The sequence below is a fragment of the Aeromonas hydrophila subsp. hydrophila ATCC 7966 genome, assembly GCF_000014805.1.
Taxonomy (GTDB): domain Bacteria; phylum Pseudomonadota; class Gammaproteobacteria; order Enterobacterales; family Aeromonadaceae; genus Aeromonas; species Aeromonas hydrophila.
The window spans coordinates 880280-904788 of record NC_008570.1 but is presented as its reverse complement, the minus strand read 5'-3'; the positions used below and the strand labels follow the sequence as shown (position 1 = coordinate 904788).

Annotated in this window: 22 protein-coding genes and 1 tRNA gene; 6 read left to right on the top strand and 17 right to left on the bottom strand. The window is 60.1% G+C overall.

Annotated features, from left to right (window positions below):
* Nucleotides 1-69: 69 nt before the first annotated feature.
* From purH to AHA_RS04220, 5 genes are all read left to right on the top strand, one after another.
* A complete protein-coding gene (purH, locus tag AHA_RS04240; protein ID WP_011704787.1) occupies nucleotides 70-1662 on the top strand; it encodes a bifunctional phosphoribosylaminoimidazolecarboxamide formyltransferase/IMP cyclohydrolase in 1593 nt (530 codons plus the stop codon).
* 110 nt (nucleotides 1663-1772) lie between these two features.
* Entirely contained in the window at nucleotides 1773-3062 is a 1290-nt protein-coding gene (purD, locus tag AHA_RS04235; protein WP_011704786.1) for a phosphoribosylamine--glycine ligase, read from the top strand.
* Between the two features lie 264 nt (nucleotides 3063-3326).
* A complete protein-coding gene (locus AHA_RS04230; protein ID WP_011704785.1) occupies nucleotides 3327-3701 on the top strand; it encodes a cytochrome b562 in 375 nt (124 codons plus the stop codon).
* Nucleotides 3682-4236, top strand: a complete 555-nt coding sequence (locus AHA_RS04225; RefSeq protein WP_011704784.1) for a cytochrome b/b6 domain-containing protein — start codon at nucleotides 3682-3684, stop codon at nucleotides 4234-4236. The genes AHA_RS04230 and AHA_RS04225 overlap by 20 nt, the downstream gene beginning before the upstream one ends.
* Before the next feature lie 275 nt (nucleotides 4237-4511).
* Complete coding sequence (locus AHA_RS04220) at nucleotides 4512-7088, top strand: alpha amylase C-terminal domain-containing protein (RefSeq protein ID WP_011704783.1); 2577 nt, start codon at nucleotides 4512-4514, stop codon at nucleotides 7086-7088.
* 455 nt (nucleotides 7089-7543) lie between these two features.
* Here AHA_RS04220 and AHA_RS04215 read toward each other — a convergent pair.
* From AHA_RS04215 to rpsU, 5 genes are all read right to left on the bottom strand, one after another.
* Nucleotides 7544-7620 (bottom strand) — tRNA-Ile (locus AHA_RS04215).
* 195 nt (nucleotides 7621-7815) lie between these two features.
* A complete protein-coding gene (rpoD, locus tag AHA_RS04210) occupies nucleotides 7816-9711 on the bottom strand; it encodes an RNA polymerase sigma factor RpoD (protein WP_263642045.1) in 1896 nt (631 codons plus the stop codon).
* A 183-nt stretch (nucleotides 9712-9894) separates the two neighbouring features.
* Complete coding sequence (dnaG, locus tag AHA_RS04205) at nucleotides 9895-11682, bottom strand: DNA primase (RefSeq protein WP_011704781.1); 1788 nt, start codon at nucleotides 11680-11682, stop codon at nucleotides 9895-9897.
* An 88-nt stretch (nucleotides 11683-11770) separates the two neighbouring features.
* A complete protein-coding gene (locus AHA_RS04200; protein ID WP_011704780.1) occupies nucleotides 11771-12214 on the bottom strand; it encodes a GatB/YqeY domain-containing protein in 444 nt (147 codons plus the stop codon).
* A gap of 14 nt (nucleotides 12215-12228) precedes the next feature.
* On the bottom strand, nucleotides 12229-12444 hold the full coding sequence (gene rpsU, locus AHA_RS04195) for a 30S ribosomal protein S21 (protein WP_005309452.1): 216 nt from the start codon (nucleotides 12442-12444) through the stop codon (nucleotides 12229-12231).
* 179 nt (nucleotides 12445-12623) lie between these two features.
* Here rpsU and tsaD point away from each other — a divergent pair, with 179 nt between their 5' ends.
* Complete coding sequence (gene tsaD / locus AHA_RS04190; protein ID WP_011704779.1) at nucleotides 12624-13637, top strand: tRNA (adenosine(37)-N6)-threonylcarbamoyltransferase complex transferase subunit TsaD; 1014 nt, start codon at nucleotides 12624-12626, stop codon at nucleotides 13635-13637.
* An 84-nt stretch (nucleotides 13638-13721) separates the two neighbouring features.
* On the opposite strand, the gene rpoS is transcribed toward tsaD, so the two are convergent.
* From rpoS to mazG, 12 genes are all read right to left on the bottom strand, one after another.
* Nucleotides 13722-14705 (bottom strand): RNA polymerase sigma factor RpoS, encoded by a 984-nt coding sequence (gene rpoS / locus AHA_RS04185; protein WP_011704778.1) that lies wholly within the window; start codon nucleotides 14703-14705, stop codon nucleotides 13722-13724.
* A 47-nt stretch (nucleotides 14706-14752) separates the two neighbouring features.
* Nucleotides 14753-15793 carry a peptidoglycan DD-metalloendopeptidase family protein gene (locus AHA_RS04180; protein WP_081398938.1) on the bottom strand — a complete coding sequence of 347 codons (1041 nt, stop codon included), beginning with the start codon at nucleotides 15791-15793 and terminating at the stop codon, nucleotides 14753-14755.
* A gap of 10 nt (nucleotides 15794-15803) precedes the next feature.
* Nucleotides 15804-16385 carry a YqaA family protein gene (locus AHA_RS04175; RefSeq protein WP_164927549.1) on the bottom strand — a complete coding sequence of 194 codons (582 nt, stop codon included), beginning with the start codon at nucleotides 16383-16385 and terminating at the stop codon, nucleotides 15804-15806.
* Complete coding sequence (locus AHA_RS04170) at nucleotides 16382-16999, bottom strand: protein-L-isoaspartate(D-aspartate) O-methyltransferase (protein ID WP_011704775.1); 618 nt, start codon at nucleotides 16997-16999, stop codon at nucleotides 16382-16384. The genes AHA_RS04175 and AHA_RS04170 overlap by 4 nt, the downstream gene beginning before the upstream one ends.
* Before the next feature lie 4 nt (nucleotides 17000-17003).
* Complete coding sequence (gene surE / locus AHA_RS04165) at nucleotides 17004-17765, bottom strand: 5'/3'-nucleotidase SurE (RefSeq protein WP_011704774.1); 762 nt, start codon at nucleotides 17763-17765, stop codon at nucleotides 17004-17006.
* Nucleotides 17746-18804, bottom strand: a complete 1059-nt coding sequence (gene truD, locus AHA_RS04160) for a tRNA pseudouridine(13) synthase TruD (protein WP_011704773.1) — start codon at nucleotides 18802-18804, stop codon at nucleotides 17746-17748. Before truD ends, surE begins: the two co-directional genes overlap by 20 nt.
* On the bottom strand, nucleotides 18804-19280 hold the full coding sequence (gene ispF / locus AHA_RS04155) for a 2-C-methyl-D-erythritol 2,4-cyclodiphosphate synthase (protein ID WP_011704772.1): 477 nt from the start codon (nucleotides 19278-19280) through the stop codon (nucleotides 18804-18806). The genes truD and ispF overlap by 1 nt, the downstream gene beginning before the upstream one ends.
* Nucleotides 19277-20008, bottom strand: a complete 732-nt coding sequence (gene ispD, locus AHA_RS04150) for a 2-C-methyl-D-erythritol 4-phosphate cytidylyltransferase (protein WP_011704771.1) — start codon at nucleotides 20006-20008, stop codon at nucleotides 19277-19279. The genes ispF and ispD overlap by 4 nt, the downstream gene beginning before the upstream one ends.
* A complete protein-coding gene (ftsB, locus tag AHA_RS04145) occupies nucleotides 20001-20318 on the bottom strand; it encodes a cell division protein FtsB (RefSeq protein ID WP_011704770.1) in 318 nt (105 codons plus the stop codon). Before ftsB ends, ispD begins: the two co-directional genes overlap by 8 nt.
* Nucleotides 20319-20496: 178 nt before the next feature.
* Nucleotides 20497-21798 carry a phosphopyruvate hydratase gene (gene eno / locus AHA_RS04140; RefSeq protein WP_011704769.1) on the bottom strand — a complete coding sequence of 434 codons (1302 nt, stop codon included), beginning with the start codon at nucleotides 21796-21798 and terminating at the stop codon, nucleotides 20497-20499.
* Between the two features lie 89 nt (nucleotides 21799-21887).
* Nucleotides 21888-23525, bottom strand: coding sequence for a glutamine hydrolyzing CTP synthase (gene pyrG, locus AHA_RS04135; RefSeq protein WP_011704768.1), 1638 nt, complete (start codon nucleotides 23523-23525; stop codon nucleotides 21888-21890).
* Nucleotides 23526-23666: 141 nt separating this feature from the next.
* Entirely contained in the window at nucleotides 23667-24464 is a 798-nt protein-coding gene (gene mazG, locus AHA_RS04130; protein ID WP_011704767.1) for a nucleoside triphosphate pyrophosphohydrolase, read from the bottom strand.
* Between the last annotated feature and the right edge of the window lie 45 nt (nucleotides 24465-24509).

The window sequence follows — 24509 nt, the reverse complement described above, 5'->3', positions numbered from 1 at the left end:
TTGGGGACTCTCTGTGTTGAGCCTCGCCTCCCATGGAACGGTCCCCGTTATGCTGAGGACGATAGTGTGATGGAACAAGCTCGACCCATTCGCCGTGCACTGCTGAGTGTGTCTGACAAGACTGGCATCCTGGAATTTGCCAAGGCACTCAACGAACGTGGCGTGGCCCTGCTCTCCACCGGCGGTACCGCCAAGCTGCTGGCCGACGCCGGTCTGCCGGTGACCGAGGTCTCCGATTACACGGGATTCCCTGAAATGATGGATGGCCGGGTCAAGACCCTGCATCCCAAGGTCCACGGCGGCATTCTCGGCCGGCGCGAGCAAGACGACGCCATCATGGCCCAGCATGCTATCTCCCCCATCGACATGGTCGTGGTCAACCTCTATCCCTTCGCCGCGACCGTCGCCAAGCCCGGTTGTACCCTGGCAGATGCGGTCGAGAACATCGACATCGGCGGCCCGACCATGGTTCGCTCCGCCGCCAAGAACCACAAAGATGTGGCCATCGTGGTCAAGGCTGCCGACTATGACCGCGTCATCCGCGAGATGGATGGCAACGGCAACAGCCTGAAACTGGCGACCCGTTTCGATCTGGCCATTGCTGCCTTCGAACACACCGCCGCCTACGACGGCATGATCGCCAACTACTTCGGCACCATGGTTCCCTCTTACGGTGACAACAAGGAGGGTGACGAAGAGTCCCGCTTCCCGCGCACCTTCAACAGCCAGTTCATCAAGAAGCAGGACATGCGCTACGGCGAGAACAGCCACCAGGCCGCCGCCTTCTATGCCGAGGAGCAGGCCGCACCGGGCTCGGTGGCAAGCGCCATCCAGCTGCAGGGCAAGGCCCTCTCCTACAACAACATCGCCGATACCGACGCGGCGCTGGAGTGCGTCAAAGAGTTCGACCAGCCGGCCTGCGTCATCGTCAAGCACGCCAATCCGTGCGGCGTGGCCATTGGCAGCGACCTGCTGAGTGCCTACGAGCGCGCCTGGCAGACCGACCCCACCTCCGCGTTTGGCGGCATCATCGCCTTCAACCGTGAACTGGATGGCGCCACCGCCAAGGCCATCGTCGAGCGTCAGTTCGTCGAGGTGATCATCGCCCCCACCGTCAGCCAGGCGGCCCGCGACGCGGTCGCCGCCAAGCAGAACGTGCGGCTGCTCGAGTGCGGTCAGTGGACCGCGCCGGCGCAAGGCTTTGACTTCAAGCGCGTCAATGGCGGCCTGCTGGTGCAGGAGCGCGACCTTGGCATGGTGACGCTCGGGGATCTGACCGTGGTCAGCAAGCGTCAGCCCACCGAGGCCGAACTGAATGACCTGCTGTTCTGCTGGAAGGTGGCCAAGTTCGTCAAATCCAACGCCATCGTCTATGCCAAAGACGGCCAGACCATCGGCGTCGGCGCCGGCCAGATGAGCCGCGTCTACTCGGCCAAGATCGCCGGCATCAAGGCCGAGGATGAAGGGCTGACCGTGGCGGGCTCCGTCATGGCTTCCGATGCCTTCTTCCCGTTCCGCGACGGCATCGACGCCGCAGCGGCCGCCGGCATCTCCTGCGTCATCCAGCCCGGTGGCTCGATGCGCGACCAGGAGGTGATCGACGCCGCCGACGAACACGGCATGTGCATGCTGTTCACCAACATGCGCCACTTCCGTCACTGATGGATCAGGGCCGCCGTCGGCGGCCCTTTTGTTGTCTCTTTTCACCTGGCTATTTTCACCGGCGCAGGCTTTTGGCCCGCCAGTGACCCCGAATAGAAGCGAGCGATACGATGAAAGTACTGATCATTGGCAACGGCGGCCGTGAACACGCCCTGGCCTGGAAGGCCAAGCAATCCCCCCTGGTGACCCGGGTCTTCGTCGCCCCCGGCAATGCCGGCACCGCCCATGAAGGGAGCATCGAGAACGTGGCCATCTCGGCCACCGACATCCCGGCCCTGCTGGCGTTTGCCAAGGAGCAGCGCATCGGTCTGACCATCGTCGGGCCGGAAGCGCCGCTGGTGAAAGGGGTAGTCGATGCATTCCGCGCCGAGGGGCTGGCCATCTTCGGCCCGACCGCCGCCGCCGCCCAGCTGGAAGGATCTAAGGCGTTTGCCAAGGATTTTCTGGCCCGCCACGCCATCCCGACTGCCGAGTACCAGAACTTCACCGAGGTGGAGCCGGCGCTGGCCTACCTGCGCGAGAAGGGCGCCCCCATCGTCATCAAGGCTGACGGCCTGGCCGCCGGCAAGGGGGTCATCGTTGCCATGACCCTGAGCGAGGCGGAAGAGGCGGTCCGCGACATGCTCTCCGGCAACGCCTTTGGCGACGCCGGGGCCCGGGTGGTGATCGAGGAGTTTCTGGACGGGGAAGAGGCGAGCTTCATCGTCATGGTGGACGGCGAGCACGTGCTGCCGATGGCCACCAGCCAGGATCACAAACGAGTCGGTGATGGCGATACCGGCCTCAACACCGGCGGCATGGGCGCCTACTCCCCCGCCCCCGTGGTCACGGCCGACGTGCACCGCAAGGTGATGGAGCAGGTGATCATGCCGACGGTGCGCGGCATGGCGGCCGAAGGCAACGTCTACACCGGTTTCCTCTACGCCGGTCTGATGATCGACGGCCAGGGCAACCCCAAGGTGATCGAGTTCAACTGCCGCTTCGGCGATCCCGAGACCCAGCCCATCATGCTGCGCATGCGCTCCGATCTGGTGGAGCTCTGCCTGGCCGCCTGCGCCGGCAAGCTGGATCAGGTCGAAGCCATCTATGACCCCCGCGTCGCCATCGGCGTGGTGCTGGCGGCGGGCGGCTACCCCGGCGACTACCAGCAGGGCAAGCCCATCAGCGGCCTGCCGGTGGAAGAGGCGAGCGGCGAGAAGGTATTCCACGCCGGCTCGCAGCTGGAAGGCGATACCGTGGTGACCGCCGGCGGCCGCGTGCTGTGCGCCACGGCCCTCGGTCACAGCGTGGCCGAGGCGCAAAAGCGGGCCTATCAGCTGGCGGGTCGCATCAAGTGGGACGGCGTCTTCTACCGTCACGACATCGGCTGGCGCGCCATCGAGCGTGAACAGCAGCAGTAATGAACAGGGCCCGCAAGGGCCCTCTCTTTATCCGGCGTTATCTCGCGGTCGCGCAGCCCGGCAGATGGCTCGAATGGCCTGGTTCGCTTGATTCAGCAACTCCCTTACATCTCCCCCTTCCCCGTTACCCTTTGTGACAAAAAACAGCAATATTCACAAACAGTTCACGCACTGTCATGGCATCATGCCTGTGATGAATCCAAACAAGGGTTCATAAGAAGCCACATAGAATCGATAAGCATGTCGTTTAAATAAGGAAATCCCATGTTGAAAACTGTTCGCCCCCTGTTGCTGCCCCTGATGTTTGGCCTGATGACCCTGCCCGCCATGGCCGGTGAGCTGGAACAGCCGATGAAGAAGATCGGCTTCAACTACAAGCAGGCGGTCAAGGCCGACGATGCCGCCACCATGGAAAAATACATCAACGAGATGAAGGCGCAGTTCGACATCGCCAAGCAGAAGAACATGCCAGCCGCCAAGAAAGAGAAGTTCCTGGAAGGCATGAACGAAGTGCAGACCGAACTGGATGCCAGCCTGGCAGCCCTCAAGGCGGGTGACGAAGCCAAGGCGCGCGAGCACCTGGCCAAGGTCAACGACCTGAAGAAGGAGTACCACAAATATGCCAAGCAAAAAGGCTGATCCCTTCCACTGGGATAGTCTGGTCCGCCTCACCCACTGGGGTGTGGCGGCCATCTGTATCGGCAACCTCTGGCTCAACGAGACGGGCGAGGAGTGGCACGAGCGGCTGGGTTACCTGGCCATCGCCCTGATCAGCCTGCGCCTGGCGTGGGGGCTCTCGTTTGCCAAGGGCCATGCCCGGTTGCGAGCCCTCATCCCAAGCCGGGAAGATTTTCGCCAGCAAGTGGTGGAGCTGCGCGAGCGCACGCCACCGGCCCCCGGTCACCACGGCAGCGGCAAGCTGGCGGTCTGGACGCTCTGGCTGCTGATCCTGGCCACCGCCGGCACCGGCTGGTTCCAGAATACCGAGATGGGGTTCGAGCTGGGAGCGGACGACTGGCACGTCTGGTGTACCTGGGCCCTGCAGGGCATGATAGCGCTGCACCTGCTGGCCATCCTGTTCACCTCCTGGCGCCAGCGCAGCAATCTGGTGAAGCGTATGATGCCAAGGCGCCGTGGCAAGGCCCGGGCCTTGCCGCAGGAATCCGACGCCTGAATACTCATGGGGCCCTGCAGGGCCCCTGTTCATTGCTCTTCATACTCCCCAGATCCCACACAACCTGCCTGTACCCAGCTCTTGCTCTCTCTTTCGCCACTTGCATCGCTAGGGGCCATGAAAGCATTTTCATTCACATTTCTTAATTAATTCAGACTGTTCGATTTTCAACCACTTCAATTTCATGAATGCTACTGAGCTGAACGAGGTTGTTCGTTGTCCGTTCGACTACAAGACAGTGATATGTCAATAACAAGATCGAAGGGAAAATCGTCATGCACAGCACACTGCTTCGAACCGCCCTGCTGACGGCGGCACTCGGCTCTTTCAGCCACACTGCCACCGCCGAAGGGGTCATGGTTCACCTGTTCCAATGGAAGTTCAACGACATCGCCAACGAGTGCGAAACCGTGCTCGGACCCAAGGGGTTCGGAGGAGTCCAGATCACCCCACCCGCCGAGCACAAGCAGGGCAGCCAGGTTTGGTGGACCGTCTATCAACCCGTCAGCTTCAAGAATTTCAACAGCTTCGGCGGTAGCGAGGCGGAACTCAGAAGCATGATCGCCCGCTGCAACGCAGCCGGGGTCAAGGTCTATGCCGACGCCGTCTTCAACCAGCTGGCATCGGGCTCAGGCACCGCCACCGGTGGCGGCAGCTACAACGCGGGGCAGTACCAGTATCCCCAGTTCGGCTACAACGACTTCCACCACAGCGGCGACATCACCAACTACGGTGACAGCAACAACGTCTGGAATGGCGCCCTCTACGGCATGCCGGACCTCAATACCGGCTCTCCCTACGTGCAGGATCAGATCGCCACCTACATGAAGACCCTGCTCGGCTGGGGCGTGGCGGGCTTTCGTATCGATGCGGCCAAGCACATGGCCCCGACCGACGTGAAGGCCATTCTCGACAAGGCGGGCAGCCCCAAGGCCTACCTGGAGGTGATCGGCGCAGGCGGGGAGTCTCCCGACATCCAGCCCGGGCGCTACACATACATCGATACCGTCACCGACTTCAAATACGGCACCGATCTGGCCGCCAACTTCAACGGCCAGATCAAGAACCTCAAGACGCTGGGCGAAAGCTGGGGCCTGCTCCCCTCCGCTAAGGCCTTCGTCTTCGTGGTCAACCACGACCGCGAACGCGGCCACGGCGGGGGCGGCATGCTCACCTTCATGAGCGGTGCTCGCTACGATCTGGCCAACACCTTCATGATCGCCTGGCCCTATGGCTGGAAGCAGGTGATGTCGGGCTATCGCTTCGAAAACATGAGCACCTATGAAACCGACAAGGGGGCACCGGGCAGCACACCTTGCACGGACAGCCAGTGGAACTGCGAACAGCGCCGGCCGACCATCATGAACATGGCCCTGTTCCACAACCGGACCGAAGGCCAGCCGGTCAGCAACTGGTGGGACAACGGCAACAACCAGATCGCTTTCGGCCGCGGTGACAAGGGCTTCGTCGCCATCAACAACGAGAGCGGCAGCCTGGTGGCCTCGCTGCAGACCGCCCTGCCGGCTGGTGAGTACTGCAACCTCTTGGGCGGCAATGACTACTGCAGCGGCGGCTATGTCACCGTCGACGGCAGTGGCAAGGCCAGCCTGAATGTGCCCGGCATGAAGGCGGCAGCCATCATCGCCGGTTGCACCAAGGCCAGCCCCTGCGGTGGTTCCGCCCTGCCGGGCACCAAGTTCAGCAGCATGAACCTGCGCGGTACCCACAATGCCTGGGGCAACACCCCCATGACCGTCGATGCCAACCGTGTCTGGTCAGCCACCCTCACCCTGACCGGCAACGGTGATGCCACCGGCGCCCAGCGCTTCAAGTTCGACGTCTTCGGCAACTGGGCCGAAAACTACGGCGACAACGAAGGGGATGGCATCGCCGACAAGGGCAGCAGCAAGGATATCTTGGTCAGCGGAGCGGGCAGCTACCGCATCACCCTGAACGAAAGCGATCTGCGCTACACGGTCACCCCCCTCACCAGCAACCAGGCGCCGGTGGCCGCCCTCTCTCCCAAGACCCTCAGCGTCAAGGCGGGTGAGAGCGTGGTGTTCGATGCCTCCGCCTCCCACGACGACGGGGGCGTGGTGAGCTACAGCTGGTCCAGCGGTGGCACCGCCGCCACGGAGACGGTCCGGTTCGATACCCCGGGTACCTATACCGTGACGGTCACCGTGACCGATGCGGAAGGGTTGACCGCCAGTGCCAGCGCTACCGTGACCGTCACCGACGACAACGGCACCTACACCAGCGTGCTGCCTACCCTGAATTTCCGCGGCACTCCCAATGCCTGGGGCTCCCTTGCCATGACGCTGGTCGCCGACAACCAGTGGGAGGCTCTGGTCACTTTCAATGGTCAGGCAAACCAGCGCTTCAAGTTCGACGTCAAGGGGGACTGGAGCAAGAACTATGGTGACACCAACAAGGATGGAGTGGCCGAACTGGCCGGCAGTGACATCCTGACCTCGGTTACCGGCCAGTATCGGGTACGCTTCAACGATCAGACCCTGCAATACAGCCTGACCCCGGTCAGCGTCGGCTACGCGAAGAACTTCGCCAGCCTCAACATTCGCGGCACCACCAACAACTGGGGGTCCACCCCCATGTCGCTGGTAGGCGATCACCTCTGGCAGGCCAGCGTCACCTTCACCGGTAGCGGCGATGGCAACGGCGGTCAGCGCTTCAAGTTCGACGTCAAGGGCGACTGGACCCAGAACTACGGCGACACCAACAGGGACGGTGTGGCCGAGCAGGCTGGCGCCGACATCACCACAGCACTGGTCGGTGTCTATGTGGTGCGCTTCAACGACCAGACGCTGGCCTACAGCCTGAACGCCCAGTAAGGCTACGCTCGGTCACCATACCCTGAAGCACTGAACCAGGCCTCCCACCATCGGCGGGAGGCCTTTTTTATGGCGTCATGCCACCGCCTCCAACAGGCCGCTCAGCAGGCTGATACTCTGGCGCCATGTCCAGGCTCATCTCAAACCATGCCATCCCTCGACGCCGAGAAAAGGCGCGAGCAGCCCACTGCACACAAGCCGAACAGCATGATCACATGACCAACCTGCCCGGCAGGCTCGGGCGAGAGGATCAGGCCATCCCCTTACTCTTGCAGAAAGCTGCCACAGCGAGGCTTTGCAACGCCTCTCGGTGCGAAACCTTGTCCGGTTCTGGCTGTTTGAATTGCACTATAGACCCGCACGATGGGCCGCACTATGGAGCGCATGCCTAGAGGTCAGCGCCGGTGAACGCCAGAAACGACAAAGCCGCTCAAGAGAGCGGCTTTGTCTGAAAATGGTGGCCCCTGGGGGACTTGAACCCACGACCAATCGATTATGAGTCGACTGCTCTGACCAACTGAGCTAAGGGGCCATTGATACTGGTTTGCGGCGTGGATTATAGGGGATGGCGAATACCCCGTCCATAGGCATATCAACCACTTGGCGAGATTTCATCCATATTCAAGCGGTTCCGTGACTCATCTTCACGACGCCGTCGCCACGGATAAAACAAAGCCCCGCATGGCGGGGCTTTTTGGCAGCGGTTACGGGTTGGACCCGCCCGGAATTACTCGTCCAGGAAACTGCGCAGTACTTCGGAGCGGCTCGGGTGGCGCAGCTTGCGCAGCGCCTTGGCTTCGATCTGACGAATACGCTCACGGGTAACGTCGAACTGCTTGCCCACTTCCTCGAGGGTGTGGTCAGTGTTCATGTCGATACCGAAGCGCATGCGCAGTACCTTGGCCTCGCGGGCGGTCAGGCCGGCCAGCACTTCGCGGGTGGCGTTGCGCAGGCTCTCGCTAGTGGCAGCATCCGCTGGCAGAGCCAGGGTGGTATCTTCGATGAAGTCACCCAAGTGGGAATCTTCATCATCACCGATGGGCGTCTCCATGGATATGGGCTCTTTGGCGATCTTCAATACCTTACGGATCTTGTCTTCCGGCATGCCCATGCGCATGGCCAGCTCTTCCGGGTTCGGTTCACGACCCATCTCCTGCAGCATCTGACGGGAGATACGGTTGAGCTTGTTGATGGTCTCGATCATGTGTACCGGGATACGGATGGTTCGGGCCTGATCCGCGATGGAGCGGGTAATGGCCTGACGGATCCACCAGGTCGCATAGGTCGAGAACTTGTAGCCACGACGGTATTCAAACTTGTCTACCGCCTTCATCAGACCGATGTTGCCCTCCTGGATCAGATCCAGGAACTGCAGACCACGGTTGGTGTACTTCTTGGCGATGGAGATAACCAGACGCAGGTTGGCCTCGACCATCTCTTTCTTGGCGCGGCGGGCCTTGGCCTCACCGATGCTCATGCGACGGTTGATGTCCTTGATCTGGGCGATGGACAGACCGGTCTCTTCCTCGATCTGCTGAAGCTTGCCGATGGCGCGCAGCACATCTTCGTCCATCTCGACCAGACGCGGTGACCAGGCCTTGCCGGCCTGCTTCTGGTACTCGAACCAGGCAGTTTCGCACTCGTTGTTGGTGAAGGCCGCGACGAAGGTCTTCTTCGGCATCTTGGCCTGCTCAACGCAGAGTTTCATGATGATGCGTTCCTGCACGCGGACTCGCTCCATCATCTCGCGCATGTTGTTGACCAGGCGATCGAACTGCTTGGGCATCAGGCGGAATTGACGGAATACATCGGCCAGCTGGGCAATCGCAGCCTGAGTATCTTCGTGCGCACGACCATTCTGCTGAATGGAGAGACGAGTTACTTCGTACTGGGCGCGCAGATCACCGAACTTCTCGCGAGCGACTTCCGGGTCCGGACCACCGTCACCATCATCGTCGGAGTCATCACCATCACCGTCTTCGTCTTCATCTTCGTCTTCGTCTTCGTCAGCCAGATCTTCTTCGCTGAGCTCGGAGCCGATGTGAGTGGCGGTCGGTGCGACGTCGTCGGTCTCGTTGGGATCGATGAAGCCGGAAATGATGTCGGACAGACGCAGCTGTTCCGCTTCGTATTTGTCGTATTGCTCAAGCAGATAGGTAATCGCTTCCGGGTACTCGGCGACGGAACTCTGTACCTGGTTGATACCGTCTTCGATGCGCTTGGCGATGTCGATTTCGCCTTCGCGAGTCAACAGTTCGACGGTACCCATTTCCCGCATGTACATGCGGACGGGATCGGTCGTACGACCAATCTCGGATTCAACAGATGCCAGTGCCTGGGCCGCTGCTTCGGCAGCGTCCTCATCGGCGGTACCACCTTCAGCCATGATAAGGTCATCGGCATCCGGGGCGTTTTCCACCACTTGAATGCCCATGTCGTTGATCATCTGGATGATGTCTTCGATCTGGTCAGAGTCGACAATGTCTTGCGGGAGGTGATCGTTCACCTCGGCATAGGTCAGGTAGCCCTGTTCTTTACCTTTGGCAACGAGGAGTTTAAGCTGAGACTGCGGGGTTTGCTCCATAGAACTCATCCGGTTGGTGTTGCTAGGTTGCGCGTACAGTGCGCTGCTGCGCAAATAGCCAATTCTAATAGAAAACCGCCAGACATGCTATGTCTGGTTGCGGCGTCGGTCATGAGAAACCCCTGCCCGCAGTATTGTCGGGGCCAGGCGGTTATAAAATGTTTGCTTTTAATCCCGTCGATTCGGGCAACGGTATTCATATTGGGGTTAATCACTCAAATATCAAGCCCCACTCTCATTTCTTTTCTCAATTTGCACCTCTCTGATCAGCATCATCAGCTCCTGAGTTTCCTCAGAGCTTAGCCCTTCCTGCGCCACCTTGGCCTGCAATTCCTCGATGCGCTGCTTCAGGAACAGGTTGATGAAACCGACGAAAGTATCCTGCAATTCTCCCAGAATATCCGGCTCCTGGTCGAGTTTTACCTCTTCAAATAGATCGTGCATAGCCAGTTGCGCTAGGATCTCTCCCTCTTTGGTGCCACGCCAGTGTTCCAGCAGGATGCCCGTCGTGACCTCGGGCTGAGTCAGGATCTGTTGATGCAGCTGCAGCAGGAATCTGATGCCCTGCAGACGCAATCCGGCCAGTTCAGGCATGGCCGGCAGTTCGGCCGTGATCGCCGGATACTGCACCATCAATGCCAGCGCCCGGCGCAGCGGTGTCAACTTGGCTGCCTTGGGTTTGTTGACCTCGGCCTTCGGCTGACTGTTGCGGGCAAACAGTTCGTCGATCCGCTGCTTGTTCTCCCCCCAACGCATCATGCTGGAGAGGCGGGTGATCAACCCCTCGCGCGTGAACCCTTCCGGGACTCGCCGGATCAGCTCGGCGGCCTTGTTGGCCACTTCAAACTTGCCCGCTTCACCGGAAAGAGCCGCATCGCGCCCGAGACGCTCAAACATGAAGTCGGCGAAGGGCTGGGCCTTGTCGAGCAGAGCTTCGAATCCCTCCTTGCCGATCTGACGAACCAGCGAGTCGGGATCCTCGCCATCCGGCAAAAAGACGAACTTGAGTTCACGGCCGTCCTGTAGGTGGGAGAGCGCGTTGTCAAGCGCCCGCCAGGCCGCTTCCCGACCGGCGTTGTCGCCGTCGTAGCAACAGACGACCTCGGCCGTGGTGCGAAACAGGGTATGGATATGGTCGCTGGTGGTCGCGGTGCCCAGCGCCGCCACCGCATAATCGATCTCGTACTGGCCGAGTGCCACCACATCCATATAGCCTTCTACCACAAGGATCCGGCGCGGATCCTTGTGTGCCTGCTTGACCTCGTAAAGGCCGAACAACTCCCGTCCCTTGTGGAAGATGGGTGTTTCCGGCGAGTTCAGATATTTGGGCGTCCCCTCCCCCAGCACCCGGCCACCGAAACCGATGACCCGGCCACGCTTGTCACGGATCGGGAACATGATGCGATCGCGAAAGCGATCATAGCTGCCCGGGCCGCTGTCACGAGTGATCAGCATGCCGCCAGAGATGAGCAACTGCTCGTGCTCCCGGCTGGCGCCAAAGCGCCGACGCACCTGATCCCAATCGGCAGGGGCATAACCAATATTGAAGCGCTTGACCACTTCACCGGTCAGACCGCGTCCCTTCAGGTATTCCACCGCCTGCGGCGCGTTCTTGAGATTGCTCTCGTAGAAGCGGGCAATCTGGTTCATCAGCTCGAACAGATCCTTGCTGACCGCTGGTTGGCTGCTGCTAGCCCCACCTGCAGTCTGCTCACGGGGAACCTGCATACCATGCAGGCTGGCAAGCTCCTCAATGGCATCGGGAAATTCGAGCCCGTCATACTCCATGACAAAGCCGATGGCATTGCCGTGAGCACCGCAACCGAAGCAGTGATAGAACTGCTTCTCCTGACTGACAGTAAAAGAGGGGCTTTTTTCATTATGAAAAGGGCAGCAAGCCTGGTAGTTCTTACCGGCTTTCTTCAGCCGCACCCGCGAGTCGATCAACTCGACGATATCGGTGCGTACGAGCAGATCATCGATGAAGGATTGTGGGATCCTGCCTGCCATAACCGTCCTGTTTCATTGCATAGAAAATAAAAAAGCCGCGCATTCCCAGGGAAGCACGGCTTCTTTGACCAAACAAGAGAGTTGCCTGTTACGCCAAGCGGGTTTTCACCTGAGCACTGACGGCGCCGACATCGGCACGCCCCTGAATTTTCGGCTTCAAGACAGCCATGACTTTGCCCATGTCAGCCATGATGGCAGCACCACTTTCAGCGATGGCTTGCTCAATCAGTGCGGCAATTTCGTCTGCGGTCAGCTGTTGCGGCAGGAACTCCTGCAACACAACGATCTCTGCGGACTCTTTGTCGGCAAGATCCTGGCGACCGGCAGCTTCAAATTGACTGATGGAATCACGACGCTGTTTGACCATTTTGGTCACCACAGCGAGGATATCCTGATCATTGAGCTCGACACGGGTATCAACTTCACGTTGCTTGATTTCAGCCATCAACAAACGGATCGCTCCCAAGCGAGCCTTGTCTTTGGCAAGCATGGCGAGTTTTTGTTGATCCTTGAGTTGATCCTTCAGCGACACGGCATGACCCTTGATTAGTACAGGCGGATACGACGTGCGTTTTCGCGGGACAGCTTCTTGGCGTGACGCTTAACGGCAGACGCTTTGGCACGCTTGCGAATGGTAGTCGGCTTCTCGTAGAACTCACGGCTACGAACTTCGGACAGGATACCGGCTTTTTCGCAAGAACGCTTGAAGCGACGCAGAGCAACGTCAAACGGCTCATTTTCACGGACTTTGATTACTGGCATGTGCCTTTCACCTCAGTGATAAATTGTTAGCTGATCTTCAATCGATCAGCATGTCTTAAAATGGTGCGAAATTATACTCTGGACAGGGAATGAAAGTAAACCCGCAGAGATCGCTCTGGTTTAAAAAACCCGCGAAGGTTACCATAGCCGTCTCATTTTAGCAGTGAAATTTTTTAGCAATGCGTGTATTGGGCATAGAGACATCCTGTGACGAAACCGGGATCGCGATCTTCGACGATCAAAAAGGGATCCTTTCCCACCAGTTGTATAGCCAGGTCAAGCTGCATGCGGACTACGGCGGCGTCGTTCCCGAGCTGGCCAGCCGGGATCACGTCCGCAAGACGATCCCCTTGATCCAGGCCGCGTTGCGAGAGGCGGGACTGGGCAAGGACGACATCGACGGCATCGCCTACACCGCAGGTCCGGGCCTGGTTGGCGCCATTCTGGTGGGAGCCACCATAGGCCGCTCGCTGGCGATGGCCTGGAACAAACCGGCCATTGCCGTGCACCACATGGAAGGCCACCTGCTGGCCCCCATGCTGGAAGAGCGAGCCCCCGAGTTTCCCTTCGTGGCGCTGCTGGTCTCCGGCGGCCACTCCATGCTGGTACGGGTCGATGGCATCGGCAGCTATCAGCTGCTGGGCGAGTCGATCGATGATGCTGCCGGCGAGGCCTTCGACAAGACGGCCAAGCTGATGGGATTGGATTACCCAGGCGGCCCTCTACTCTCCCGGCTGGCGGAGAAGGGCACCACCGGGCGCTTCACCTTCCCACGTCCCATGACCGACCGTCCCGGGCTCGACATGAGCTTCTCCGGCCTCAAGACCTTTGCCGCCAACACCATCGCAGCCAACGGTGATGATGAACAGACCCGTGCCGATATCGCCAGAGCGTTTGAAGACGCGGTAGTCGACACCCTGGCCATCAAGTGTCGCCGTGCCTTGAAGGAGACCGGCCTCAATCGCCTGGTGGTAGCTGGCGGCGTCAGTGCCAACCGTCATCTGCGCGCCCAGCTGGCCGAGCTGATGGAGAGCCTCAAGGGGGAAGTGTTCTACCCGCGCACCGAATATTGCACTGATAACGGCGCCATGATCGCCTATGCCGGTATGCAGCGTCTGAAGGCGGGCGTGTTCGAGCCGCTGGCGGTCAAGGCTGTGCCGCGCTGGCCGCTGGATACCCTGGATCCGATTTGATCCAGCGGATCCTGCCAGCATGAAAAAGGGGCCTTTGGCCCCTTTTTGTTTTACTTGGTAAGCATCCTCTCTCACTAGCAACCCTTAGTTGGTACGGAACAGCGCCTCGATGGAAAGCCCCTGCCCCAGCAGGATCTCCCGCAAGCGGCGCAGCCCTTCTACCTGGATCTGGCGAACCCGCTCGCGGGTCAGTCCAATCTCTGCGCCCACGTCTTCCAGAGTCGCCGGCTCATAGCCGAGCAGACCGAAGCGACGGGCCAGCACTTCGCGCTGCTTGGGGTTCAGCTCCTCCAGCCAGTGCACTATGCTGGCGCGCATGTCGTCATCTTGGGACTCCAGCTCAGGGCCCATGCCGCGCTCGTCGGAGAGCACATCCAGCAGCGCCTTGTCGCGATCGCCACCGATGGGGGTGTCGACCGAGGTGATCTTCTCGTTGAGCTTGAGCATGCGATTCACATCGTCTACCGAGCGATCCAGCGCGAAGGCGATATCTTCCGCCGTCGGTTCATGATCGAGCCGATGGGAGAGTTCGCGGGCGGTACGCAGATAGACGTTTAGCTCCTTGACCACATGAATGGGCAGACGAATGGTACGGGTCTGATTCATGATGGCCCGCTCTATGGTCTGACGGATCCACCAGGTCGCATAGGTAGAGAAACGGAAGCCGCGCTCGGGATCGAATTTCTCGACTGCGCGGATGAGGCCGAGGTTGCCCTCTTCGATGAGATCGAGCAGCACCAGGCCGCGATTGTTGTAGCGACGGGCGATCTTGACCACCAGTCGCAAATTGGACTCGATCATGCGCTTGCGGGCTGCTTTGTCACCTCGCAAGGCACGACGGGCATAATAGACTTCTTCTTCGGCGGTGAGCAGCGGGGAGAAGCCAATCTCCCCGAGATAGAGCTGGGTGGCGTCCATCACCTTGTTCAGTTCAGGTGCCATCAGTTCATCGGAAATCGTCTCCTCGGCCTCGGCCGCGACTTCCTGAACCTCTTCCTCTTCGTGGGTCTCCAGCTCTTCGTCGAACTCTAACTCTGCATCCTGCATCACCAGTTGTTCTTGGCTCATGGCGTGTCTCCCTGACCGGCACCAGAGTAAGACTTAACTCTCTGGGTCTAACGCTTTGGCAAATGGCTCATCGGATTAATCGACTTGCCTCTGTACCGGATTTCAAAGTGCAATCGCACATCCGGCGCGTCCGTGCTACCCATGTTGGCAATGACTGATCCGCCTTTGACGCTGTCCCCTTCCTTCACTCGCAACTCGTCGTTGTGGGCGTAAGCAGAGAGGTAGTCATCATCATGCTTGAGAATGATCAGCTTGCCATAACCCCTCAGTGCGCTACCGGCATAGACGACTTTGCCGCCGCTCGCCGCGTAGATGGGTTGCCCCTTCTGACCGGCGATATCTATGCCCTTGTTACCCTGTTCTGCAACAGAGAAACCTTCGACGATCCGACCCTTGGTAGGCCAGTGCCAAGATAGCTTGCTGTAGGAATTGTCTGTTTTTTGTTCTTTTACCTGAGCGTATTCTTTTGAAGATGGCTGAGCAATCGTTTTCTGTTTGATAAATGGAGTGGTCGTACCTGAGGTCGCTGGCGCCAGGGGTTTGGGGCCGGAGCTCTGGGTCACCACCGGGCGAGTCGCCGCAACCATCTGGCCACTGCCGCTGCCGGCGGACTGCACATTCAGCACCTGCCCGACCTGGAGGGCAAAGGGTGCCTGCAGATTGTTGCTTTGTGCCAATGTCTGATTCGACATGCCAAACTGACGGCCAATGCTGCTCAGCGTGTCCCCTGGACGGACCTGATAGGTGCCTGCACTGCGCGTCACGGCCATGGTGCTGCCGGAGGCATCGAGCCGGATCTGTTGACCCGGATAGATGTTGTAGGGGGGGCTGATGCCGTTGAGACTGGCCAGCGAGGGCACGTCATTGCCCGAATTGAAGGCGATGGAGTAGAGGGTGTCCCCTTTTTTCACCGTGTAGCTGTTGCCCTGAATGGCGGGCTGGGCCGCCATCTGGCGAGCCGGAATGGTAGAGACGAGACCATCATTGCCCAATCCTTGTACCGGAGCAGCAGTCTTACTGGAAGAGCAAGCGAGCAGCAGCCATGACAACACGACGACACTGCTTCCTTGCCAAACACGCGAACGCATAGTGGATCCTTTAAAGACTAAACCAGAAATAGGCCACAACGGCCAAACCAATACAGAGCCAACCCAGCACATCCACATAGTGCATCAGCTTGCGCTCCATCTTCTCGCCACCCCAGCGCATCAGGCCTGCTACCAGGAAAAAGCGCATGCCACGCCCGATCAGCGAGGTCACGATGAAGGGCAGCAGTGCCATTTGCAACAGGCCGGCCGTCACGGTAAACACCTTGTAGGGGATCGGCGTGAAACTGGCAATAAAAATCACCCAGATGCCCCACAGCTCGAACCATTGCCGGGCCAGGGCAATCTTGTCTTCATAACCCACCGAAACCACCAGCGGCTGGACCACCGGCTCCCACAGGGCATAACCGAGCAGATAGCCGAACAGCGCGCCCAGCACCGAGAACAGGGTCGCCAGTGCGGCGTAGTGCCAGGCCTTGTGCGGTTTGGCCAGCGCCATGGGGGCCAGCATCACGTCCACCGGAATGGGCCAGAACACCGACTCGATGAAAGCGGTGATCGCCAGATACCAAGGGGCATACTTGTGACGTGCCCACTGCATCACCAGCACATAGAGGCGGGAAAACAACTTCACTCGACATCTCCGTCAATCAGGGGGACGAAACGGACCGGCTCCAGGATCCGGCTGGTCAGCTGGGAGCCCGACCGCTCGATCAGCTGCAGGGTCTGCTGGCTGTCCCCCACCGGCAACACCAGCCGGCCACCATCGGCCAGCTGGTCAGTGAGGGCCGTCGGCACCTCGCTGGCGGCAGCCGTCACCAGAATGGCGTCGAAGGGGCCCTTGTTGGGCCAACCCAACCAGCCATTGCCGTGCTTGGCGGAGACATTGTGCAGATCGAGCTGCCGCAGCCGGCGCCGGGCCTGGAACTGCAGCGACTTGATCCGCTCCACCGTATAGACGTGCTCTACCAGATGAGCCAGCACCGCCGTCTGGTAACCCGAGCCAGTGCCGATCTCCAGCACATGGGCCGGATCGTTCTGGATCAACAGCTCGGTCATCCGAGCCACCATGTAGGGTTGCGAGATGGTTTGACCGTGGCCGATGGGCAACGCCGTATTGTCCCAGGCCTTGTGGGCCATGGCTTCATCCACGAACAGCTGGCGCGGCACCTTGGCAATCGCCGCGAGTACGCGGAAATCACGAATGTCCTGCGCGATCAGCTGGTTTAACAGGCGCTGTACTATCACACCTTCATCCCTGCAGGTCCAACCAAGCCCCCAGCCCCGCCAGACTGCTGTAGGCAGTCATATCGATGGTCAGGGGGGTGATCGAGACGTAGCCCTGCTCGATGGCGGCGAAATCCGTGCCTTCGCCCGCATCTTGCTGGCTGCCGGGCGGGCCGATCCAGTAGATGGGCTGGCCACGGGGATCCTCGCTGCATATGACCGACTCCGCCCGGTGGCGATTGCCAAGGCGCGTCACCCTGATCCCCTTGATCTGGTCGAGGGGCAGGTCCGGCACATTGACGTTGAGGATCTGATCGGCGGGCAGTGGGTGTACCATCATGCCCTTTACCAGCTGGGCGGCGTAGTGGGCCGCCGTGGCGAAATGGGTCTTGCCTACCAGCGAGATGGCCAGCGAGGGGAAGCCGAGGTGGCGTCCCTCGGTTGCGGCCGCCACCGTGCCCGAGTAGATGACATCATCCCCCAGGTTGGCACCGTGGTTGATGCCGGCCACCACCATGTCGGGCTCTGGGCGTACCAGCTCGTTGACCGCCAGGTGCACGCAGTCGGTCGGGGTGCCCTTCACCGCATAACTCTCGCTGCCATTAAAGCCGGTTTCGCCAAGGCGCGTAACCCGCAGCGGCACTTCCAGCGTCAGGGAATGACTTGCGCCGCTGCGGTTGCGATCCGGCGCCACCACGATGACCTCGCCGCAGGCAGTCAGCGCCTCGCTGAGGGCTCTTATGCCCTCGGCATGCACACCGTCATCATTACTGACCAGAATTCTCATCGGACTGATTCCTGAAACCATGATCGGCCTCTTCGGCCTGCATTAACTCGCGCACCACGCTGGTGGCAAACGCCCCGGCCGGCAGGAAGAACGACAGGATCAACACGGTCCCCTCCAGCTGCCAGCTCATGGCTTGCGGCTTGAGCAGCAGCGGGCGGCGGTCCTGGTCCAGCCCGGCTTTTTCCAGGCCGTCACACCAATCGTGATAAGGGGCCAGCACGCTCTGCTCGAACTCGGCGGCGGCACCCTGGCTGGCCAACCGGCCACGGCCCCACTGGGGCGCGGTGAGCTGCACGTCGCCGGAGGCGAGACGTGCCGCCAGCTCAGGAGTTACGCCCTCTTCGCTGAAGATGGAGTGGCTGCCCTTGAGCATCACACAGTCGCCGGCCAGCAGCTGATGGGCCAGTCCCTGCTCGATGCGGGCACTGACGATGGCATTGAACAGCATGCTGCGGGCAGCGGAGAGATAGAGGGAGCGCTTGTTGCGATCCTTGATCCGCTTGCCGGCGAACATCGCCTTGGCCGCCTCCAGGTTGTTGCCGCCACGGCCAAAACGCTGCTCGCCGTAATAGTTGGGCACCCCCTGCTCAGCGATGGCCTGCAGGCGGGATTCCAGACCGTCGGCCTGCTCCAGCCCGGTGAGGCGCAGGATGAAGTGGTTGCCCTTGAGATAGCCGACCCGCAGCTTCTTGTTGTGGCGCTTCACCTGCAGGATCTGGATGCTGTCGCTCTCGATGACGGAGAGGTCCGGTTCCGCCTTGCCCGGCAGATGAATGCCGAACCACTGTTCGGTCACCGCGTGGCGATCTTTCAGCCCGGCCCAGGTCACCGCACTGCGGTTGACCCCGGCCGCATCGGCCAGCAGGCCAGCCACCCAGGCGGTATTCTCCCCGGTTTTACGCACCCGGACGAAGATGTGTTCCCCCTCGCCGCAGGGTTCAAACCCGAGATCTTCATTGACCACGAAATCGGCAGCTTGTGCCTTGAGGATGCCGCGGGCAGTCGGCGCCCCGTGCAGATAGGCAAGTTGTTCCAGCATTATTGTTTCACCAGTAAGACGACGGCTTCGGTGGCGATCCCTTCCTTGCGCCCCGTGAATCCCAGCTGTTCGGTGGTGGTCGCCTTGACGTTCACCCGGTTCAAATCACATTGCAGATCGGCGGCCAGCACGGCGCACATGGCTTCGATATGCGGTGCCATCTTGGGTGCCTGGGCAATGATGGTCACATCCAGGTTGCCGATGGCATAGCCTGACTGCTGCACCCGGACAAACACGTCCTGCAGCAGGATGCGGCTGTCGATCCCCTTGAACTCGGCGGCGGTATCGGGAAAGTGGCGGCCGATATCGCCGGCGCCGATGGCACCAAGCAGGGCATCGCTCACCGCGTGCAGCACCACGTCACCATCGGAGTGAGCCAGCAGGCCCTGCTCATACGGCACCGCCACCCCGCCCAGCATGCAGGGGCCAACCCCACCAAACTTGTGTACATCAAAACCATGTCCAATCCGGATCATGCCAGCTCCTCTGTGGGTGAATCGGGTTGCGCCGGCTGGCGCGCGTTCTGTTGCTGCAAATAGAGCCCCGCCAGAGAGAGATCCTCCGGCCGGGTCACCTTGATATTGTCGGCTCGTCCTTCCACCATCCGCACCGTGAAACCGGCACGCTCCATGGCGGAGGCCTCGTCGGTGATGGTGGCCCCCAGCGCCAGCCCCTCTTCCAGTGCCCGCCGCAGAGGACGGGTGGGAAACATCTGGGGGGTCAGGGCATGCCACAGTTGCTCGCGATCGACGGTGGCGAGGATGTTGCCCGCCCCGTCGGAGCGCTTCATGGTGTCACGCACCCGGCTGCCGAGGATGGCGCCATCACAGGCCATGGCGGTGGCAATCAGGGCATCGAGATCGCCGTGGGTCAGACAAGGGCGGGCGGCGTCGTGCACCAGCACCCACTCCCCTGCGGCCACATGCAACGCATTGAGCACGGAAAAGGCCCGCTCGGCGCCTCCTTCCACTCGCAGGATCCTCGGATCGGCGGCCACGGCCAGGGTGTCGAACCAGCGGTCATGGGGAGCCAGCGCCACGATCACCTGAGCGATGGCCGGATGGGAGAGCAGCCGGGTCAGGGTATGTTCCAGAATGGTTCGACCCGCCAGCTGCAGATACTGTTTGGGGCACTCGGCCCCCATTCGGCTGCCGATGCCCGCGGCCGGGACGATGGCGGTCAGCCCGGGGCGGAGATCAGTCATCGTAGGCTGCGTCTCCGGAGCTGGAACCCTTGTCTTTGTCCTTGGGGATGATCCGGTAGAAGGTCTCGCCCTGCTTGATGTAGCCAAGATCGTTGCGCGACAGCTCCTCGATGGCTTCCAGGCCCGAGGTCAGATCGTCGATCTCGCGATAAATCAGGTTGTTGCGATCCTTGAGTACCAGATTGTCCTGCTGCTGCCGGGTGATGGCATCGGACAGCTCATGATAGTCAGACAGGCCGTTCTTCCCCAGCCAGAGGTCATATTGAAGCCCCCCCAACAGGAGAAGCAGGATAAGAGTGAGTAGCCGCATGCACTGAGTCTCCTTCAAGCGGCCTAGTTTCCCATATTCGCAGGCAAGACAAAAGAAAGCCTGTGCCCCGGATGGGTTGGGCCGGAATAAAAAATGCAGAAACCCGCCGCGGCGGCAGCAGAAACGAAAAAGCCCCGCCGATTGGCGGGGCTTTGCAAAGCGTGGAAGCAGGCGAAAATTAAGCCTGGTTCTTCACTTCTTTCAGACCACGGAACGGAGCCTTGGCACCCAGCGCTTCTTCGATACGGATCAGCTGGTTGTACTTGGCAACACGGTCAGAACGGCTCATGGAACCGGTCTTGATCTGGCCAGCAGCGGTACCAACGGCCAGGTCGGCGATGGTAGCGTCTTCGGTCTCACCGGAGCGGTGGGAGATGACGGCAGTGTAGCCAGCGTCTTTGGCCATCTTGATGGCAGCCAGAGTTTCGGTCAGGGAACCGATCTGGTTGAACTTGATCAGGATGGAGTTGGCGATGCCGTTGTCGATACCGCGCTTCAGGATCTTGGTGTTGGTTACGAACAGGTCGTCACCCACGATCTGGATTTTCTTGCCCAGCTCGGCAGTCTGGTAAGCGAAACCGTCCCAGTCAGACTCGTCCAGGCCATCTTCGATGGAGACGATCGGGAACTTGGTGGTCAGGTCAGCCAGGAAGTCGGAGAAACCGTTGGAGGTGAAGACACGACCTTCGCCTTTCAGGTTGTACTCTTTCTTCTCTGCGTCGTAGAACTCGGAAGCAGCGCAGTCCATAGCCAGGGTGATGTCGGTGCCCAGTTTGTAACCGGCAGCGGCAACGGCTTCGGCGATCACTTCCAGCGCTTCGGCGTTGGATTTCAGGTTCGGAGCGAAACCACCTTCGTCACCAACGGCAGTGTTGTAGCCCTTGGACTTCAGCACTTTGGCCAGGTTGTGGAACACTTCAGCGCCCATGCGGACAGCTTCTTTCAGGGTCTTGGCGCCAACCGGCTGGATCATGAACTCCTGGATGTCGACGTTGTTGTCGGCGTGCTCACCACCGTTGATGATGTTCATCATCGGCAGCGGCATGGAGTAGACACCCGGGGTGCCGTTCAGCTCGGCGATGTGGGCGTACAGCGGCATGCCTTTGGCAGCAGCGGCAGCTTTGGCGTTGGCCAGGGAAACAGCCAGGATGGCGTTGGCGCCGAACTTGGATTTGTTCTCGGTACCGTCGAGGTCGATCATGATCTGGTCGACAGTGGCCTGGTCCTTGGCATCTTTACCCAGCAGAGCTTGAGCGATCGGGCCGTTTACGGCTTCGAGGGCTTTCAGCACGCCTTTACCCAGGAAACGGCTCTTGTCGCCGTCACGCAGTTCCAGCGCTTCGCGGGAACCGGTGGACGCGCCAGACGGAGCGGCTGCCATACCAACAAAACCACCTTCCAGGTGAACTTCGGCCTCAACGGTCGGGTTACCACGGGAGTCGATGATTTCACGACCGATCACTTTAACGATCTTGGACATGTGTATTTCCTCAGGTTTCGTAAAAAAACAACAAAAATATGCCAAAAAAAGCGGCTGCGGCACAGGGCCCCAACCGCATTTATTTTCAATTACTTCAGATTACGCTTCTGATACTCGCCTGCCGCCTTCACAAAACCGGCGAACAGGGCGTGGCCATCACGGGGAGTCGAGGTGAACTCCGGGTGGAACTGCGCGGCCACGAACCAAGGGTGATCCGGGATCTCGATAATTTCCACCAACTTCTTGTCGGCGGAGAGACCGGTCACTTTCAGGCCTGCTGCTTCAATCTGCGGCAGCAACTTGTTGTTCACTTCATAACGGTGACGGTGGCGCTCGTAAATGGTCGGGCTGCCGTACATCTGGCGTACCTTGGAACCTTCCACCAGGTGGCAGAGCTGGGAACCCAGACGCATGGTACCGCCCAGATCGGACTTCTCGGTACGAGTCTCGATGTTGCCTTCGTCATCCACCCACTCGGTGATGAGACCCACCACCGGATAGGCACAATCCTTCTTGAACTCGGAAGAGTGAGCCCCTTCCATGCCTGCCACGTTGCGGGCGAATTCGATCATGGCCACCTGCATGCCGAGGCAGATACCCAGGTAGGGGATCTTGTTCTCGCGAGCATACTGGGCCGCCTGAATTTTGCCTTCCACACCGCGCTCACCGAAGCCACCCGGCACCAGGATCGCGTCCAGACCTTCCAGCAGCTCGGCGCCACGGGTCTCGATGTCCTGGGAATCGATGTACTTGATGTTGACGGACAGACGGGTCTTCAGGCCACCGTGCTTGAGCGCCTCGTTGACGGACTTGTAGGCATCCGGCAGGGATACGTACTTGCCGACCATGCCGATGGTCACTTCTGCGGTCGGGTTGGCCTCTTCATAGATGACCTGTTCCCACTCGGCCAGATCGGCCTCCTTGCACTCCAGACCGAAACGCTCGGTGAAGTAGGAGTCCAGATTCTGTGACTTGAGCAGTGCCGGGATCTTGTAGATGGAGTCGACGTCTTTCATGGAGATGACGGCGCGCTCCGGCACGTTGCAGAACAGGGCTATCTTGGCGCGCTCAACGGCCGGAATGGCACGGTCGGAGCGGCAGATCAGCACGTCTGGCTGGATACCGATGGAGAGCAGCTCTTTGACGGAGTGCTGGGTCGGCTTGGTCTTCACTTCACCGGCGGCAGCCAGGTAAGGAACCAGCGTCAGGTGCATGAACATGGCATTGTTGCGGCCCACTTCGGCAGCCAGCTGACGAATGGCCTCGAGGAACGGCAGGGACTCGATGTCGCCCACGGTACCGCCCACTTCGACGATGGCAACCTGATGGCCTTCGGCACCGGCAATCACCCGCTCTTTGATGGCGTTGGTGATGTGCGGGATCACCTGAATGGTGGCGCCCAGATAGTCACCACGGCGCTCTTTGCGCAGCACGTCTGCATAGATGCGACCGGTGGTGAAGTTGTTGCGGCGGGTCATCTTGGTACGGATGAAACGCTCGTAGTGGCCCAAGTCCAGATCGGTCTCGGCCCCGTCCTCGGTTACGAACACTTCACCGTGCTGGGTCGGGCTCATGGTGCCCGGATCCACGTTGATATAGGGGTCCAGTTTCATGATGGTCACATCCAGACCACGGGCTTCCAGAATGGCTGCCAGAGAAGCTGCGGCAATGCCTTTGCCGAGGGATGAAACAACGCCACCAGTTACAAAAATATATTTTGTCGTCATGCTGAACCTGAAAGAAGTTTAGGGAATTTTAAGGGGTGCTTCGGGGATGAAGCAGGACGGGGAAACAGTATACCAAAACCCCCTCTCCCAAACAATGAACAAAAATCTATCAGGCTCCCGGCGCCCCCATCTTGCGCCAAATCAACTTTGTTCGGTTTCCTTGGCCCTGTCCCAGGCGGCATCGAGCTTTTCCAACGAACAGTCGCTCACTTTCAGCCCTTCTGCGGCGATAAACTGCTCAACCTGACGAAACCGGCGTTCGAACTTGGCGTTGGCGCCCCGCAATACCTGCTCCGGATCCTTGCCCAGATGGCGCACCAGATTGACGGTGGCGAACAAGAGATCGCCGAGCTCATCGCTCACTCGCGCTTCGTCCACGTCGGCCATCAGCGCCTCTTCCATCACCTCGTCGATCTCCTCGTGGATCTTGTCCACTACCGGGCCCAGGGTCTTCCAGTCGAAGCCGACGGTGGCGCAGCGCTTCTGGATCTTGGCGGCGCGGGTCAGGGCCGGCAGCGAGAGCGGGATGTCGTCCAGCACGCTCTCCTTGTCGAGCGCGGCCCGCTCTTTGGCTTTTTCTGCCTCCCAGTTCACCTTCACCGCCTGCTCGTCGCCAAGGTCGGCATCCGAGAATACATGGGGGTGACGGCGAATGAGCTTCTCGCTCACCGTATCGACGATATCAGCGAAATCGAACAGCCCCTGTTCCTTGCCGAGCTGCGCGTAGAATACTACCTGAAACAGCAGATCGCCCAGTTCACCCTTTAATCCGTCCCAATCCTGGGTTTCGATGGCATCGGCTACCTCATAGGCCTCCTCCAGGGTGTGCGGCACTATGGTCTGGAAACTCTGCTTCAGATCCCAAGGGCAACCCCCGTTCGGGTCGCGCAATCTGGCCATGATGTCGAGCAGTTGAGGCAGGTCGTAACGTTGGGACATGGGATATTCGCTTCTTGATTCGTAACGCAGGGGAAAAACAGTGAC